The organism is Streptomyces sp. enrichment culture, from assembly GCF_964272855.1.
In the GTDB taxonomy this organism is placed as follows: domain Bacteria; phylum Actinomycetota; class Actinomycetes; order Streptomycetales; family Streptomycetaceae; genus Streptomyces.
On record NZ_OZ186847.1, the window covers coordinates 2296422 to 2313482 of the forward strand.

General features: G+C 76.8%; 1 protein-coding gene. It reads right to left on the minus strand.

Features of this window, described 5'->3' with window-relative positions; translation table 11 throughout:
* Nucleotides 1–72: 72 nt before the first annotated feature.
* Nucleotides 73–16950, minus strand: a complete 16878-nt coding sequence (locus ACSU6L_RS09660; protein ID WP_437055519.1) for an SDR family NAD(P)-dependent oxidoreductase — start codon at nucleotides 16948–16950, stop codon at nucleotides 73–75.
* Between the last annotated feature and the right edge of the window lie 111 nt (nucleotides 16951–17061).

Sequence of the window (17061 nt, forward strand, 5' to 3'; positions counted from 1 at the left end):
GTGCGTGTCCGCGGGTGGTGTGCGTGGGTGCGTGTGTGCCGTGTCTGCGGTGGTGCGTGTCTGCGTGGCCGGTCAGGGCCTTCGGAGGTTCTTGTCGATGTAGGCCATGAGTTCGTCGGCGGTGGAGGTGGCGGTCGCGGTCACGGTCGCGGTCTTCGCGGGGTCGTCGTCCGCCTTGGGGTCCGGTTGCTGCTGCCACACGGACAGGAGGGACTTCAGCCGCAGTTCCACCCGCGCGCGCAGGCCCGGGTCCTGGGGCGCCGCGGTGAGGGCGTGTTCCAGGCGGTCCAGTTCGGCGAGGGGATCGCCGCCGGTGTCCCCGTCGGCGGGGGCGCCGGTCGGTGCGGGCGCCAGCCGGGTCAGGAGGTGGTCGGCCAGGCGGGCCGGGGTCGGGTGGTCGAAGACCAGGGTGGTGGGCAGGTCCAGGCCGCACAGGTCGCCGAGGCGGTTGCGGAGTTCGACCGCGGTCAGGGAGTCGAAGCCCAGGTCGAGCAGCCGGTCGTGAGCGTCCACACCCGCCGGCGACGGCCTGCCGAGGACCTTGGCCACCTCCCCGCGCACCAGGTCGGTCAGCAGGCGCGGCCGCTGCTCGTCCGTGGCGGCCCGCAGCCGCCGCGCCCACGCAGGGGTGCCCGGTGCGGAGTCGCCTTCGCGGCGGGGCGCGGCACCGGTCGCGGACGGCGCCGCCGCGTCGGCCAGTTCGCGCAGGACGGGGGTGAGCGAGCCCTGACCGGCTCGTTCGCGCAGCGCGACGGGGTCGAGGCGGACGGGAACCGGCACCGCGATGTCCTGGCGGAGCGCGGCGTCGAACAGGGCCAGCGCCTCGGCCGGTTCCAGCGCGGTGACCCCGGCCCGGGCGAGCCTGGCCCGGTCGGCGGCGGCGAGCTCCCCGGCCATGCCGCCGGTCTCCCCCCACCAGCCCCAGGCCGGGGAGACGGCCGGCAGGCCCTGGGCGCGGCGGTGCGCGGCGAGGGTGTCCAGGAAGGCGTTGGCGGCGGCGTAGTTGCCCTGGCCCGCGGCTCCCAGGGTGCCGGCGACGGACGAGAAGAGCACGAACGCGGTCAGGTCCCGGTCCCGGGTCAGCTCGTGCAGATGCCAGGCCGCGTCGGCCTTCGGCCCGAGCACCCGGTCGAAGTGTCCCGGCGTGAGCGACTCCAGGACGCCGTCGTCGAGCAGCCCGGCGCAGTGCACCACGGCGGTCAGGGGCCGGTCGGCGGGGACGGAGTCGAGGAGCGCGGCGAGTGCCGTGCGGTCGGACACGTCGCAGGCGGCGATCCGCACCCGGGCGCCCAGCTCGGCGAGTTCGGCGGTGAGCCGGGCGGCCCCCGGCGCCTCCCCGCCCCGCCGCCCCGCGAGCAGCAGGTGCCGTACACCGTGCTCGGCGGCCAGGTGGCGGGCGATCCGGGCGCCCAGTCCGCCGGTGCCGCCGGTGATCAGTACGGTGCCGTCGGTGTCGAACGCCGGTCCGGCTGAGGGGGCGGGCGGGGCGGGTGCGGGGGTGAGCCGGGGCACGGTGACGGTGCCGGTCCGCAGGACGAGCTGCGGCTCGCCGGACAGGGCGGCGGCGGGCAGTACGGCGGTGGAGGACGGCTCCCGGTCCGTGTCCGCCAGGACCACGCGGCCTGGGTGTTCGAGCTGCGCGGAGCGGACCAGCCCCCACACGGCGCCCGCGACGGGGTCGGGCGCCGGGCCGCCGGGCGCGCTCGCCACGGCGTCCCGGGTCAGCAGGACGAGGGCGGTGGCGGCCAGGCGTGGTTCGGCCGTCCACGACCGCAGCAGTCCGGCGGTGTGCCGGAGCGCGGCGCGGGTCCGGGCGGGCACGTCGTCCTGCGCGCGCCCGGCGGGCACCGGGGCGAACGCGATCCGCGGGGCGGGCAGACCGCGGTCGAGGGCGGCGCGCAGCGCGTCGACGTCGGCGTACGGCACGGCGTCGAGGCCGTCGTCCGGGTGCTCGCCCACCACGGCGGAGGGCACGGTGTCCGGGGCGGCCGGGGCGACGGGCAGCGACCGCCACCGCAGCTCGTACAGCGACCGCGGGGCCGTCGGTGCGGCGGGGCGCAGCAGCAGTGATCCGACGGTGGCGACGGGGGCGCCGGTCTCGTCCGCGAGGTGCAGCGACAGGCTCTCGCCGCGTACGGCCAGGCGGACCCGGAGCCGGTCCACGCCGTCCGCGTGCGGCGTGACGTCGGTCCAGGCGAACGGCAGGCGCGGTGCGTCGCCGTCGTCGCGCGGCGGGCGCAGGGCCGCGGCGTGCAGCGCCGCGTCCAGCAGCGCGGGGTGCAGCCGGTACCGTCCGGCGTCGGCACGGGCCTCCTCGGGCAGGACCACCTCGGCGAGCAGGTCGTCACCGTGGGTCCACGCGGCGCGCAGGCCCCGGAACAGCGGTCCGTAGTCCGTGCCGGACGCGGCAAGCCGCTCGTACAGCGCGTCGACCGGGACGGGGACGGCGTCGGGCGGCGGCCAGGCGCCGGTGGGGAACGGGGCGGCAGCGGGCGCTGTCGTCAGTGTGCCGGTGGCGTGCAGGGTCCACGTCTCCCCCGGCGCCGCCCCGCCGGGCCGGCCGTGGAGCGACAGCCGACGGCGGCCGTCGGGTTCCGGCCCGGTGACCCGCAGGCGGAGCTGGACGTCGTCGTGCTCGGGCAGGACCAGGGGGCTGCGCAGGGTGAGTTCGGCGAGGTGGTCGCAGCCCAGGCGGGCGCCCGCGTGGAGCGCGAGCTCCACCAGGGCGGCGCCGGGCAGCAGTACCTCGCCGCGTATCCGGTGGTCGGCGAGCCACGGGTGCGTGTCGCGGGACAGGGCGCCGGTGAGCAGCAGCTCGTCGGTGTCGGGGAGTTCCACCCAGGCGCCGAGCAGCGGGTGCTCGGGCGGGCGGAGTCCGGTGCCCGCGAGGCCGGGCCCGGCGGGCGTGGCCGGCTCGTCCGTCGCGGGCAGCCAGTACCGCTGCGGCTGGAAGGCGTACGTCGGCAGGTCCACGCGCCGCGCGCCGGTGCCGGCGAAGTACGTCTCCCAGTCGATCCCCACGCCGCGGACGTGGAGCCGGCCCAGCGCGTCGGCGAGCGCGTCGGGTTCGGGGCGGTCGCGGCGCAGCGCGGCGACGGCGGCCACGGCCGGCCCGCCCTGTCCGGCGGCGAGGCCGGCGAGGGAGCCGTCGGGCCCGATGTCGAGCAGGGTCCGTACGCCGTCCTCGGCCGCGTGCCGCACGGCGTCGTGGAACCGGACGGGCCGGCGTGCCTGTTCGGTCCAGTACGACGGCGAGCTCAGCTCCTCGGCGGTCACGGCGCGGCCGGTCAGCGTGGAGACGATGGGGATGGCCGGCTCGTGGAAGGTCAGGCCCTCGGCGACGGTGCGCAGCTCGGCGAGGACCGGGTCCATCGCGGGTGAGTGGAAGGCGTGGCTGACGCGCAGCCGGGTGACCCGGTGGCCGCGTTCGCCGAGCCGCTCCGCGACGGCGAGGACCGCGTCGGTGCGGCCCGACAGGACGACTGAGGCGGGACCGTTGACGGCGGCGACGGCCGCGCCTTCGGTCAGGAGGGGCAGGACGTCCGCCTCCGGCGCGTCGACCGCGACCATCGCCCCACCGCGAGGCAGCGACTGCATGAGCCGGCCGCGGGCCGTCACCAGGGCCGCCGCGTCGGGCAGGCTCAGCACTCCGGCGACGTGGGCGGCGGCCAGTTCGCCGACGGAGTGACCGATCAGCGCGTCGGGGCGCACGCCGAGGTGTTCGAGCAGCCGGAAGAGCGCCACTTCGACGGCGAAGAGGGCGGGCTGGGTGTACTCGGTGGTGTCGAGGAGCGCGGCCTCCTCCGTGTCCTCCTCGGCGTCGACGACTTCGTGCAGCGGGCGGGGGAGGTGGCGGTCGAGTTCCGCGCGGACCGCGTCGAACGCCTCGGCGAAGACGGGGTGCCGGGTTCTGAGCCCGCGTCCCATGCCGAGCCGCTGGCTGCCCTGTCCGGCGAACAGGAAGGCCGTGCCGCCCCCGGCCGTCCCGCCCCCGGCCGTCCCGCCCCCGGCCGTCCGGCCCGCCGCCTGTCCGGGAGCCGTCTCTCCCGAGACCAGGTCGTCCAGCCGCTCCAGCAGGTCCTCGCGGGTGGCGGAGACCAGGGCCGCGCGGTGTTCGAGGGCGGCACGGCCGGTGGCCAGGGAGTAGCCGACGTCGAGCGGACGCAGGTCGGGGCGCTCGGTGAGGCGTCGCCGCAGCCGCGCGGCCTGGGCCCGCAGGGCCTGTGCGGTGCGGGCGGACAGCAGCCACGGCACCGCCTCGCGCCCGGCCGGGCCCGGGGTCCGCACGGGTGCGGCGGCGGCCGGTTCGACCGGGGCCTGTTCGAGGATGACGTGGGCGTTGGTGCCGCTGATCCCGAACGAGGAGACGCCGGCGCGGCGCGGCCGGCCCGTCGCGGGCCAGGGCACGCTCTCGCCGAGCAGTTCCACCGCGCCCGACGACCAGTCGACGTGCGGGGTGGGCCGGTCGACGTGCAGGGTCTTCGGCAGCGCGCCGTGCCGCATCGCCATCACCATCTTGATGACTCCGGCGACGCCCGCGGCGGCCTGGGTGTGCCCGATGTTGGACTTGACCGAGCCGATGCGCAGCGGCTGCCCCGCCGGACGGCCCTCGCCGTAGACGGCGAGCAGGGCTTCCGCCTCGATGGGGTCGCCCAGCGAGGTGCCCGTGCCGTGCGCCTCGACGGCGTCCACGTCGGCGGGGGCCAGCCCGGCGGCGGCGAGCGCCTGGCGGACGACCCGTTCCTGGGAGGGGCCGTTGGGCGCGGTGAGGCCGTTGCTCGCGCCGTCCTGGTTCACGGCGGAGCCGCGCACCACGGCCAGGACGGGATGGCCGTGGGCGCGGGCGTCCGAGAGCCGTTCGAGGAGCAGGACGCCGGCGCCCTCGCCCCAGCCGGTGCCGTCGGCGGCCGCTGCGAACGGCTTGCAGCGTCCGTCGGCGGCGAGGCCGCGCCGGCGGGAGAACTCGACGAAGGGGGTGGGGGTCGCCATCACGGTGACGCCGCCGGCCAGCGCCAGGTCACTCTCGCCGGACCGCAGCGACTGCACGGCCAGGTGCAGCGCCACCAGCGAGGAGGAGCAGGCGGTGTCCACGGACACGGCGGGCCCTTCGAGGCCGAGGACGTAGGCCAGCCGCCCGGACGCCACGCTGCCCGCGGTGCCGGAGCCGAGGTAGCCCTCGACCTCCTCGGGCACGCGCCGCGCCCAGGAGCCGTAGTCGTGGTACATCACTCCGGCGAAGACCCCGGTTCGGCTGCCGCGCAGCGCCGACGGGTCGATGCCCGCGCGTTCCACGGCCTCCCAGCCGGTCTCCAGGAGGAGCCGCTGCTGCGGGTCCATGGCCAGCGCCTCGCGCGGGCTGATCCCGAAGAACTCTGCGTCGAACTCGGCGGCGCCGCGCAGGAACGCCCCGCGGCGGGTGTAGCTGCGGCCCGGCCGGCCCGGCTCCGGGTCGTACAGCTCGTCGGGGTTCCAGCCCCGGTCGAGCGGCATGTCCCCGACGGCCTCGGCGCCCCGCGCCACCAGCGACCACAGGGCGTCGGGCGTGGTGAGGTCACCCGTGTCCGGGTCGCCGGGGTAGCGGCAGGCCATGGCGACGATCGCGATCGGTTCGTCGTCGGCGGCCCGCTCCCGTGCCGCCCGCGCCGGCCCGGTCCGCGGGGCGGTCGAGCCGAGCAGTTCGGCCGCCAGGTGTTCGGCGAGTTCGCGTGGGGTGGGCCGGTCGAAGACGAGCCCGGCGGGCAGGGTGAGGCCGGTCAGCGCGCCCAGCCTGTTGCGCAGTTCGAGCCCGGTCAGGGAGTCCATGCCGAGTTCGGAGAAGGCGCGGGTGTCCTGGGTGTCGTCCATCGCGTCGAGTCCCAGCACGGCGGCCGCCTCCTCGCGTACGAGGCCGGTCAGGACGCGCGTCCGCTCGGTCTCGCCCAGCGTGCGGACGCGCTCGGCGAGGGCACCGGCGGGGGCGGTCGTGCGCCGTGCGGCGGCCGGCCGGTCGGGGCGGCCTGGCGGGGTGACGCGCACCAGGTCGCGCAGCGGGGCCGGGACGGCCGGTGGGGTGCCGGGTCCGCTGCCGGCACCGGTCGCGAGCGCCGCCTCGACGGCGTTGACGTCGAGCCGCAGGGGCACGAGGGCGGGTTCGTCGGCGGCGAGGGCCGCGTCGAGCAGGGCGAGGCCGTCCGCGCTGGTCAGCGGGCGGACGCCGGTGCGGGCGAGACGGCGCAGGTCCGTCTCGTCGAGCGCGGCGGTCAGCCCGCCGCGCTCCTCCCACAGGCCCCACGCGAGCGAGGTGGCGGTGCGGCCCTGGGCGCGGCGGTGGGCAGCGAGCGCGTCCAGGAAGGCGTTGGCCGCGGCGTAGCCGGCCTGTCCGGCCGAGCCGAGCACTCCGGCGGCCGAGGAGAAGAGGACGAACGCCGACAGGTCCAGTTCGCGGGTGAGTTCGTGGAGCCGCCAGGCGGCCTCCGCCTTGGGACGCAGTACGCGGTGCAGCCGCTCGGGCGTCAGGGAGGTGATCGCGCCGTCGTCCAGCACGCCGGCCGCGTGCACCACCGCTGTCAGGGGGTGTTCGGCCGGCACGGCCGCGAGCAGCCGCTCCAGGGCGTCGCCGTCGGTGACGTCGCACGCGGCGAAGGTGACCCGGGCGCCGTCACCGGCGAGTCCGGCACGCAGTTCCCCGGCGTCCTCGGCGCGGTCGCCGGCGCGGCTGACCAGGAGGAGGTGGCGTACGCCGTGCTCGGCGACCAGGTGCCGGGCGACGAGCCGGCCGAGCAGGCCGGTGCCGCCGGTGACGAGGACGGTGCCGTCCGGGTCGAAGGCCGGGGCGGGCCGGGACGCGGGGGCGGCCCGCACCAGGCGGGGCACGTGCGCCGTGCCGTCGCGGAGCGCGAGCTGGGGTTCGTCGCCCGCCGCCGCGGCGAGCAGGGCGCGCGCCGAGGAGTCGGTGCCGTCCACGTCCACGAGGACGAAGCGGCCCGGGTGCTCGGTCTGCGCGGAGCGCAGCAGGCCCCAGACGGCGGCCTGGGCCGGGTCGGCGGGGTCGCCGGCGGCCACCGCGACGGCGGCCCGGGTGACCAGCACGAGGCGGGCGCCCGCCAGCCTGTCGTCCGCCAGCCACTCCTGGACGAGCGCGAGGACACGCGTGGCCGCCGCGGCGGCGGCGACGGGCGGCGCCTCGGCCGGGCCGCCGTCCGGATCCGCGCCGGTGGTGGTGAACACCAGCCGCGGCACCGGCTCTCCGGCGTCGAGGGCGCGGCGCAGCGCGCCCAGGCCGGCGTGACGGCGTACGCCGGCCGGCAGGCCCGTGAGGCGGGAGTCGTCGTCCGCCGCGACGACGGCGGCCGTGTCCGGCGTGGCGTCCGGGTCGGGCCGGACGGTGGTCGTGGGCCAGTCCAGGCGGTGGAGCCCGGTCTCACCGGCGGCCGGCAGAGCGGCCGTCAGGTCCTTCGGCACGGGGCGCAGGACGACCGAGCCGACGGCCGCGACCTGCTCGCCGTCCTCGTCGAACACGGTCAGCGCGGCCTCGCCCGCGCCCGCGGTGGTCAGCCGTACCCGCAGGGCGGCCGCGCCGGGACGGGTGACGGACACGGTCTGCCAGACGAACGGCAGGACGGCGTCCGAGTCCTCGTCCGCCGCGAGCCCGACCGTGTGCAGGGCCGCGTCGAGCAGGGCGGGGTGCACTCCGTAGCGCTCCGCCTCGGCCGCCTCGGTGTCGGCCAGGGCGACCTCGGCGTACAGGTCGTCACCGGCCCGCCAGGCCCGGGTCAGGTTCTGGAAGGCGGGTCCGTAGCCGTAGCCCCGGCGGGCCAGCCGCTCGTAGAGGCCGGTCACCTCGACGGGGCGGGCGTCGCGTGGCGGCCACTCGGTGGGCGCCGGTGCGTCCGCGGCCCCTTCGGGGGCGGTCGTGAGCACACCGGTGGCGTGCGTGGTCCACTCGGATCCGGCGGCGCCGTCCTCGTACCGGGAGTGGATGCGCACGGACCGGCGGCCCGCCTCGTCGGCCGCGCCGACCGACACCTGGAGGGCGACACCGACGGCGGCCGGTACGGCCAGCGGCGCGGTCAGACCGAGCTCACCGATGGCGCCGCAGCCGACGTGGGCGCCGGCGTGCAGCGCCAGCTCGACGAAGGCCGTGCCCGGCAGCAGGACCACGCCCGCGACCCGGTGGTCCGCCAGCCACGGCTGCGCCCGGTCGGTGAGGCGGCCGGTGAAGACGTACTCGTCGGTGCCCGCGAGGTGGACGACCGAGGAGAGCAGCGGGTGATCCAGCGGCTGCTGGCCCAGGCCGTGCGCGGACCCGCCGGTGACCGGTCCGGGCCGGTCCAGCCAGTAGCGCCTGCGTTGGAACGGATAGGTGGGCAGGGGCGTGTGCGGCCCCTCGGCGGGGCCGAGCAGCGCCGTCCAGTCCACGGCGACGCCTTGGACGAAGTCCTCGGCGGCGGCGGTCGCGGGCCCGGAGACCGCGGGTGCGGCAGCCACGACGCCCTCGGCGCCGGCGGCGACGGACCGCAGGCCCGCGAGCAGGTCGTCACGCCCGGTTCCCAGGACCACCGCGCGGTGCTCGAACGCCGACCGCGTGGTGGCCAACGCCCGCGCCACGGCGAGCGGTTCGGGAACGTCTCCCGTCAGGTCGGCGAGCAGCCGCTCGGCCTGGGCCCGCAGCGCGTCGCGGGTACGACCGGACAGCACCCAGGGGACCAGGCCGCCCGGCTGAGCCGCCTCCCCCTCGGGTGCAGGCTCCGGTTCGGGTTCTTCGAGGATGACGTGGGCGTTGGTCCCGCTGATCCCGAACGACGACACCCCCGCCCGCCGCGGCACCCCGTCCGCCTTCTCCCACGGCACGGACTCGGTGAGCAGCGACACCGCGCCCGCCGACCAGTCCACCTCCGGCGACGGCTCGTCCACATGCAACGTCCGCGGCAGCACACCGTGCCGCATCGCCATCACCATCTTGATCACACCGGCCACACCGGCAGCCGCCTGCGCATGCCCGATGTTCGACTTCAACGACCCAAGGAGAAGGGGGCGTTCACCAGGCCGCTCCTGCCCATAGGTGGCGAGGAGCGCCTGCGCCTCGATCGGGTCACCCAGCCGCGTACCCGTCCCGTGCGCCTCCACGGCGTCCACGTCCCCCGGCGTCAGTCCCGCGTGCGCCAGCGCCTGCCGTATGACCCGCTCCTGCGAAGGGCCGTTGGGTGCCGTCAGGCCGTTGCTCGCGCCGTCCTGGTTGACGGCCGAACCCCGCACCACCGCCAGCACCCGGTGCCCGTTGCGCCGCGCGTCCGACAACCGCTCCAGCAGCACGACACCGACACCCTCACCCCAGCCCGTACCATCCGCGGCGCCCGCGAACGCCTTGCACCGCCCGTCCGGCGAAAGACCCCGCTGACGCGAGAACTCCAGGAAGACGCCGGGGCTGGACATCACGGTCGCCCCGCCCGCGAGGGCGAGGGAGCACTCGCCCTGACGCAAAGACTGCGCGGCGAGGTGCAGTGCCACCAGCGATGTCGAGCACGCCGTGTCGACCGACACCGCGGGCCCTTCGAGGCCGAGGACGTAGGCCAGCCGCCCGGACGCCACGCTGGCCGCGCTGCCGGTCAGGACGTAGCCGTCTGCGCCGTCGGCGGGCTCCGCGAGGCGGGGGCCGTACTCGCCGTTGGACGTGCCGACGTAGACACCCGTGTCGGTACCGCGCAGGGCGGCCGGGTCGATGCCCGCGCGCTCGACGGCCTCCCAGCCGGCCTCCAGGAGCAGCCGCTGCTGCGGGTCCATGGCCAGCGCCTCGCGCGGGCTGATGCCGAAGAACTCGGCGTCGAAGTCGGCCGCGTCGTACAGGAAGCCGCCGCTTCGGGTGTAGGTCGTACCGGGGCGGCCCGGCTCGGGGTGGTACAGCCGGTCCACGTCCCAGCCCCGGTCGAGCGGCATGCCGCCGATCGCGTCGGCTCCGGACGCGACCAGGTCCCACAGTGCCTCGGGTGAGGTGACCCCGCCCGGGTAGCGGCAGGCCATCCCGACGATCGCGATGGGCTCGTCGGCGGCGGCCGGGCCCGGGGTGTGCGGCCGTGCGGTGCGCCCGTCGGTGCCGTCCTCGCCGTCCTCGCCGGTGAGCAGGGTGAGGACGAGCCGTGTCACGTCCTTGGGGGTGGGGTGGTCGAAGACCAGGGTGGTCGGCAGCCGCAGGCCGGTGGCGGCGCCCAGCCGGTTGCGCAGTTCGACCGCCGTCAGGGAGGTGAGACCGAGCTCGGAGAACACCCGGCCGTCGCGGACCCGTTCCGGGGACGCGAAGCCGAGCACGGCCGCGACCGCTTCCCGGACGATGTCGCCCACCCGCTGCTCGCGCTCCTGCGGGCCGAGACCGGCCAGCCGCTGCGCGAGGTCGCCGCCGGGTCCGGCCGGGGCGGCGGACGCCTGCCGGTCCGCGGCGAACGCCTCGAACAGCGGGCGCGGGCGGGCCACCGCGGTGGCGGGGACGAAGGTGTCCCAGTCGACGCGGGCCACGATGACGCAGACGTCGTCACCGGCGAGCGCCCGGCCCAGCGCGGCGAGTCCGTCGTCGGGGTCGACGCCCTCCAGGCCGATGCGGGCGAACTCCCCCGCGACGGCCGCGCCCGCCGCCATGCCCGCGCCCGCCCAGGCACCCCAGGCGATGGAGGTGGCCGGCAGCCCCTCGGCGCGCCGGTGTTCGGCCAGCGCGTCGAGGCAGGCGTTGCCGGGGGCGTAGCCGCCCTGCCCGGGCAGACCCCAGGTTGCGGCCACGGAGGAGAACAGGACGAAGGCGGTCAGGTCCGGGTTGTCCCTGGTCAGCAGGTCGAGGTTGCGGGCGCCGGTCGCCTTGGCGCGCAGCGCCCGGTCCAGCTGGGCCGGGGTCAGGGCGTCGAGCAGGGCGTCGTCGAGCTGCCCGGCGGCGTGCACCACGGTGGTGAGCGGCAGGTCCTCGGGCACGTCGGCGATCACGGCGCGCAGGGCGTCGAGGTCGGCTGCGTCGCACGCGGCGAACGTGACCCGCGCGCCGAGGGCGTCGAGTTCGGCGCGCAGGGCGTCGGCTCCGGGTGCCCGGTCGCCCCGTCGGCTGACGAGCAGCAGGTGTTCCGCCCCGGCGGCCGCGAGCCACCGTGCCACCCGGGCGCCGAGCGCGCCGGTGCCGCCGGTGACCAGGGCGGTGCCCCGGGTCCGCCAGGGGCGTCGCGCCCGGGCCGTCGCGGGTGCGCGTTCGAGGCGTCGCACGAGCACGCCGTGCGGCCTTACGGCGAGCTGGTCCTCGCCGGGGGCTGCACCGCCGAGGACGGCGGCGAGGTGGGCGGCGGCCGTGTCGTCCGGGTGCTCGGTCAGGTCGATCAGGCCGCCCCACCGCTCGGGGTGTTCCAGGGCGACGATCCGTCCCAGGCCCCACAGCTGTGCCTGGTCGGTGTCGCGCAGGCGGTCGCCGGGGCCGGTGGACACGGCTGACGTGGTGACGCACCAGAGGGGGGCGGGTGAGTCCAGGTCGCCGAGCGCCTGGACCAGGGCGAGCGAGGACGCCAGCCCGGCCGGCACGGCGGGGTGCCCGGCGGCGTGGCCGTCGTCGAGTGCCAGCAGGGACAGGATTCCGGCCGGGGGTGCCTCGGTGAGGTGGGGGCGGAGCAGTCCGGCGATGTTCGCGCGGTCGGCCGCCGGGTCGATCCGGACCTCTCGTACGTCCGCGCCGTGGGCGCTCAGTGCGTCTGCGGCCGTCCGCGCCCACGCGTCGGAGCGGGGTCCGGCCGGGCGGAGCACGAACCAGGTGCCGTGCAGGACGCCGGCCGGGGCGGGGCCGACGCGCCGCCAGCCGATCCGGTAGCGCAGACCGTCCAGACCGGCGTCGGCACGCCGTCGGTCGTGCCAGCGGGACAGCGCGGGCAGCAGGGCGGTCAGCGCCTCTACGGGCGGCTCGTCCGGCGTGCCGCCGACGCCGACTCCCAGTTCCTCGGCGAACGCCTCCGCGTCGCCCTCTTCGACGGCCGTCCAGAGCCTGCGCTGTGCCTCGTCGGGCGCCTCGGCCGGTGCGTCGGCGGGCCGGCCGCCGGAAGGTACGAGCCAGTGGCGCTCCGCCCGGAACGGGTAGGTGGGCAGCTCGGCGTGACGCGCTCCCGTACCGGCGAACAGCACGTCCCAGTCCACGCCGACCCCGTCGGCGAAGTCCGCCGCGGCGGACGCCACCAGGCCGGCGGCCGGGCCGGCGGCGGCGGGTGCGGCAGCCACGACGCCCTCGGCGCCGGCGGCGACGGAACGCAGGCCCGCGAGCAGGTCGTCACGCCCGGTTCCCAGGACCACCGCGCGGTGCTCGAACGCCGTCCGCGTGGTGGCCAGTGTGTACGCCGCGTCCACCGGGCTCGGTCCGGGTTCGGCGGCCAGGTACCGGCTCAGCCGCAGGGCGAGTTCGCGCAGCGCCTCCGGGGTCTTCGCGGACAGCGCGAGGGGCACGAGGTCCATGCCGGGCGGGGTCGCCCCACCCTCGGGTTCGGGTTCGGGTTCTTCGAGGATGACGTGCGCGTTGGTCCCACTGATCCCGAACGACGACACCCCCGCCCGCCGCGGCACCCCACCCTGCTTCTCCCACGGCACCGCCTCCGTCAGCAACGACACCGCGCCCGCCGACCAGTCCACCTCCGGCGACGGCTCGTCCACATGCAACGTCCGCGGCAACACACCGTGCCGCATCGCCATCACCATCTTGATCACACCGGCCACACCGGCAGCCGCCTGCGCATGCCCGATGTTCGACTTCAACGACCCAAGGAGAAGGGGGCGTTCACCAGGCCGCTCCTGCCCATAGGTGGCGAGGAGCGCCTGCGCCTCGATCGGGTCACCCAGCCGCGTACCCGTCCCGTGCGCCTCCACGGCGTCCACGTCCCCCGGCGCCAGCCCGGCCTGCGCCAGCGCCTGCCGGATCACCCGCTCCTGCGAAGGGCCGCTCGGCGCCGTCAGACCGTTGCTCGCGCCGTCCTGGTTGACGGCCGAACCCCGCACCACCGCCAGCACCCGGTGCCCGTTGCGCCGCGCGTCCGACAACCGCTCCAGCAGCACGACACCGACACCCTCACCCCAGCCCGTACCATCCGCGGCGCCCGCGAACGCCTTGCACCGCCCGTCCGGCGAAAGACCCCGCTGACGCGAGAACTCCACGAACGTCCCCGGCGTCGACATCACCGTCACACCGCCCGCCAGGGCGAGCGAGCACTCGCCCTGCCGCAGCGACTGCGCGGCCAGGTGCAGTGCCACCAGGGACGAGGAGCACGCCGTGTCGACCGACACCGCGGGCCCTTCGAGGCCGAGGACGTAGGCCAGCCGCCCGGACGCCACGCTGGCCGCGCTGCCGGTGAGCAGGTGTCCGTCCGTGCCTTCCACCGCCTCGTGGAGGCGCGGCCCGTAGTCGGACGCCATCAGTCCGGTGAAGACGCCGGTGTCGCTGCCGCGCAGGGCGGCCGGGTCGATGCCGCTCCGCTCGAACGCCTCCCAGGCCGTCTCCAGGAGCAGCCGCTGCTGCGGGTCCGTCGCCAGCGCCTCGCGCGGGGACATGCCGAAGAACTCGGCGTCGAAGCGGTCGGCGTCGTGCAGGAAGCCGCCGTGGCGGGTGTAGGAGGTGCCCGGGTGGCCGGGGTCGGGGTCGTAGAGGGCGTCCAGGTCCCAGCCGCGGTTGTCGGGAAACGCGGTGATGGCGTCACGGCCGTCGGCGACCAGCCGCCACAGGCTGTCGGGGCTGTCCACGCCGCCCGGGTAGCGGCAGGCCATGCCCACGACGACCACCGGATCGTCGTCAGGCGCGGGGGCACCGGGTGCGGGCACTGGGGTGGGCTTGTCGTCGCCGGTGCCGAAGAGTTCGGCGCCGAGGCGGGTGGCCAGGGCCCGTGGTGTGGGGTGGGCGAAGACGGTCGTCGCCGGCAGCCGCAGGCCGGTGGCGGCGTTTAGGCGGTTGCGGAGTTCGACGGCGCCCAGGGAGTCGAAGCCGAGGGTCTTGAAGTCGAGCCGGGGGTCGACCGCGTCGGCGGAGTCGTGGCCGAGGACGGCGGCGGCCTCGTCCTGGACCAGCCGGAGCAGCAGGGCGTCCCGGTCGGCCTCCGGCGCCGCGGTCAGCCGTGCTCGCGGCGAGCGGCCGGCCGCGTCCGGTGCGCCGGTGTGCGGTCCCGCGCCGGCCGACGCGCCGGTCAATGCGCCGACCGACGCGGCGGCCCGGCCGGTGGGCAGCCAGTACGGCCGGCGCTGGAACGCGTACGTCGGCAGGTCGACCGTACGGGCGTCGCCGAAGACGGTGCCCCAGTCGACGGCCGCCCCGGCCACGTGCGCCTGGGCGAGGGAGGTCAGCAGCCGGGCCCGGTCGCCCTGGTCGCGCCGGAGGGTGCCGACGACGGCCGCCGGGTCGTCCGGTGTGGTGGCGAGATCGAAGGTCTCCTGGACGCCGACGGTGAGCACGGGGTGCGGGCTGGACTCGACGAACAGCCGGTGTCCGTCGGCGAGGAGCAGGCGGACGGTCTCCTCGAACCGCACGGTCCGCCGCAGGTTGCGGTACCAGTACTCGGCGCCCAGTTCCGTGGTGTCGGCCACGGCACTCGCCGTCACGGTCGAGTAGAAGGCGACGTCCGCGGTGGGCCGCGGCGTGATGTCGGCGAGGGCGGTGAGGAGTTCGTCCCGCACGGCCTCGACGCCCGGGGAGTGGGAGGCGTAGTCGACGGGGATGCGCCGCGCCCGTACGCCCTCCGCCTCGTAGGCGGCCAGCAACTGGTCGAGTACGGCGGTCTCGCCGGCCAGCACGGTGGAGGACGGTCCGTTGACGGCGGCGACGGCGACCCGCTCGCTCCACGGTGCGACGCGCTCGGCGACCTCGGAGACCGGCAGCGGCACGGAGACCATGCCGCCGGTCGCGGCCAGCCGGGCGATCGCCTGGGAGCGCAGGGCAACGATCTTCGCCGCGTCGCGCAGGCTCAGCACCCCGGCGACCTGCGCGGCGGCGATCTCGCCCTGCGAGTGGCCGACCACCGCGTCGGGCGTCACCCCGTGGGCCTTCCACACCTCGGCGAGCGACACCATGACCGCCCAGAGGGCGGGCTGGACGACGTCGACCCGGTCCAGCGACGGCGCGTCGGCGTCCGCGCGCAGCACCGCGGTCAGGGACCAGTCGACGAACGCGGACAGGGCGCTCTCGCACTGCGCGATCCGCGCGGCGAAGACCTCGCTGTCCGCCAGCAGCCGCCGTCCCATCGCCACCCACTGGGACCCCTGGCCGGGGAAGACGAGGACGGTACGCCCGCGTGCGACGGGTCCCGTGGTCACCACGGCGTTCTTCGCCGGCCGGCCGTCGGCGACCGCGGCGAGCCCGGCGAGGAGTTCGTCGCGGTCGCCGCCCACGACCACCGCGCGCTGCTCGAACACCGACCGGGTGGTCACCAGGGAGTGGCCGACGTCGGACGGTTCCAGCTCGGGCCGGTCCGCCACGAAGCCGGCGAGTCGCCCGGCCTGCGCGCGCAGCGCGTCGGTGCCGCGGGCGGACAGCACCCAGGGCACGGGGGCGGCGGCGCGCGCGCCGGTCTCCCGCCGCGGCCCGGCGTCCGGTGCGGGCCGGCCGGCGGTCGGGGCCTGCGCGAGCACCACGTGGCAGTTGGTGCCGCCCACCCCGAAGGAGCTGACGGCCGCGACGAGTTCGCGCCGCTCGTCGGGCCAGGGGGTCAGGCGGGTCTGGACGTCGAGGTTCAACTCGTCCAGCGGGATACGCGGGTTGGGTGTCTCGTGGTGGAGCGTCGGCGGGAGCTGCCGGTGTCCGATGCTGAGCGCCACCTTGATGAGCCCGGCGATGCCCGCGGCGCCTTCCAGGTGGCCGATGTTGGTCTTCACGGACCCGACGCGCAGCGGCGCGGTTCCGGGGGTGCGGCGCGTGCCGAGGGCGGCTCCCAGGGCGGCGGCCTCCACCGGGTCGCCGACGGGCGTGCCGGTGCCGTGGAGTTCGACGTACTGGATGTCGTCCGGGGTGGTTCCCGCGCGCCGGTGGGCCTGCCGGATGACCTCTTCCTGGGCGCGGGGGTCCGGTGTGGTGAGGCTGTCGCCGCCGCCGTCGTTGTTCGTCGCGCTGCCGCGGATCACGCACAGCACGGGGTCGCCGTCGGCGAGGGCCCGTTCGAGGGGTTTGAGGACGACGAGCGCGCCGCCCTCGCCGCGTACGTAGCCGTTGGCGCGGGCGTCGAAGGTGCGGACGCGGCCGTCCGGGGACAGCCCGCCCATCCTGGCCGCGGTGGCCGCGCTCTCGGCGGCGAGGGCGAGGTTGACTCCGCCGGCCAGGGCCAGGTCGCTCTCGCCGCGCCGCAGGCTCTCGCAGGCCAGGTGCACGGCGACGAGGGAGGACGACTGGGCGGTGTCGACGGTCAGGCTGGGTCCGCGCAGCCCGAGTCCGTACGAGACGCGGTTGGCGATGATGCCGCGCTGGAGACCCGTCAGCCAGTGCCGTCCGACGGCGTCGGGTCCCTCGCGCCGCAGCAGGGTCGCGTAGTCGTCCCAGATGGCGCCGACGAACACTCCGGTGCGGCTGCCTTCGACGCGTTCGGGGACGATGCGGGCGTCCTGGAGGGCTTCCCAGCCCAGTTCCAGCATCAGCCGCTGCTGGGGGTCCATCGCCTGCGCCTCGCGGGGGCCGATACCGAAGAACGCGGCGTCGAATCCGGTGACGGTGGACCAGTCGAGGAATCCGCCGTGGGCGAGCCCGGCGAGCCGGTCGGCCCCGTCCGCCTCGTCGCCGGCCGGGTTCGCGGCGCGGCGCTCGGGCGGCAGGGGGACGACGGCGTCGACGCCGTCGCGCAGGAGCCACCAGTACTCGTGCGGGTCGGAGGCCCCGGGCAGCCGGCAGGCCACGCCGACGACCGCGATCGGCGCGTCCCGCGGGTCGGGCGGGGCGGTGTGCGCGGGGGGCTCCGCGGGCCCGTGCGACGAGACGCCGCTGCTGTCGTGACCGTGTCGGCGGCCCATGGTGGTGTGTTCCTCCCCGGTACGGTCGGGAGCGGCGCCCGCGCGCGGCGGTGCCGGAGCGGTGCTCCCGGGTGATGCGCGATGTGGTGCGCGACGGGTCGCGCGGTGTCT

Excerpts from the sequence above, each read along its gene's own strand:
- ACSU6L_RS09660 (WP_437055519.1), bottom strand. The coding sequence starts at position 16,950 with ATGGGCCGCCGACACGGTCACGACAGCAGCGGCGTCTCGTCGCACGGG.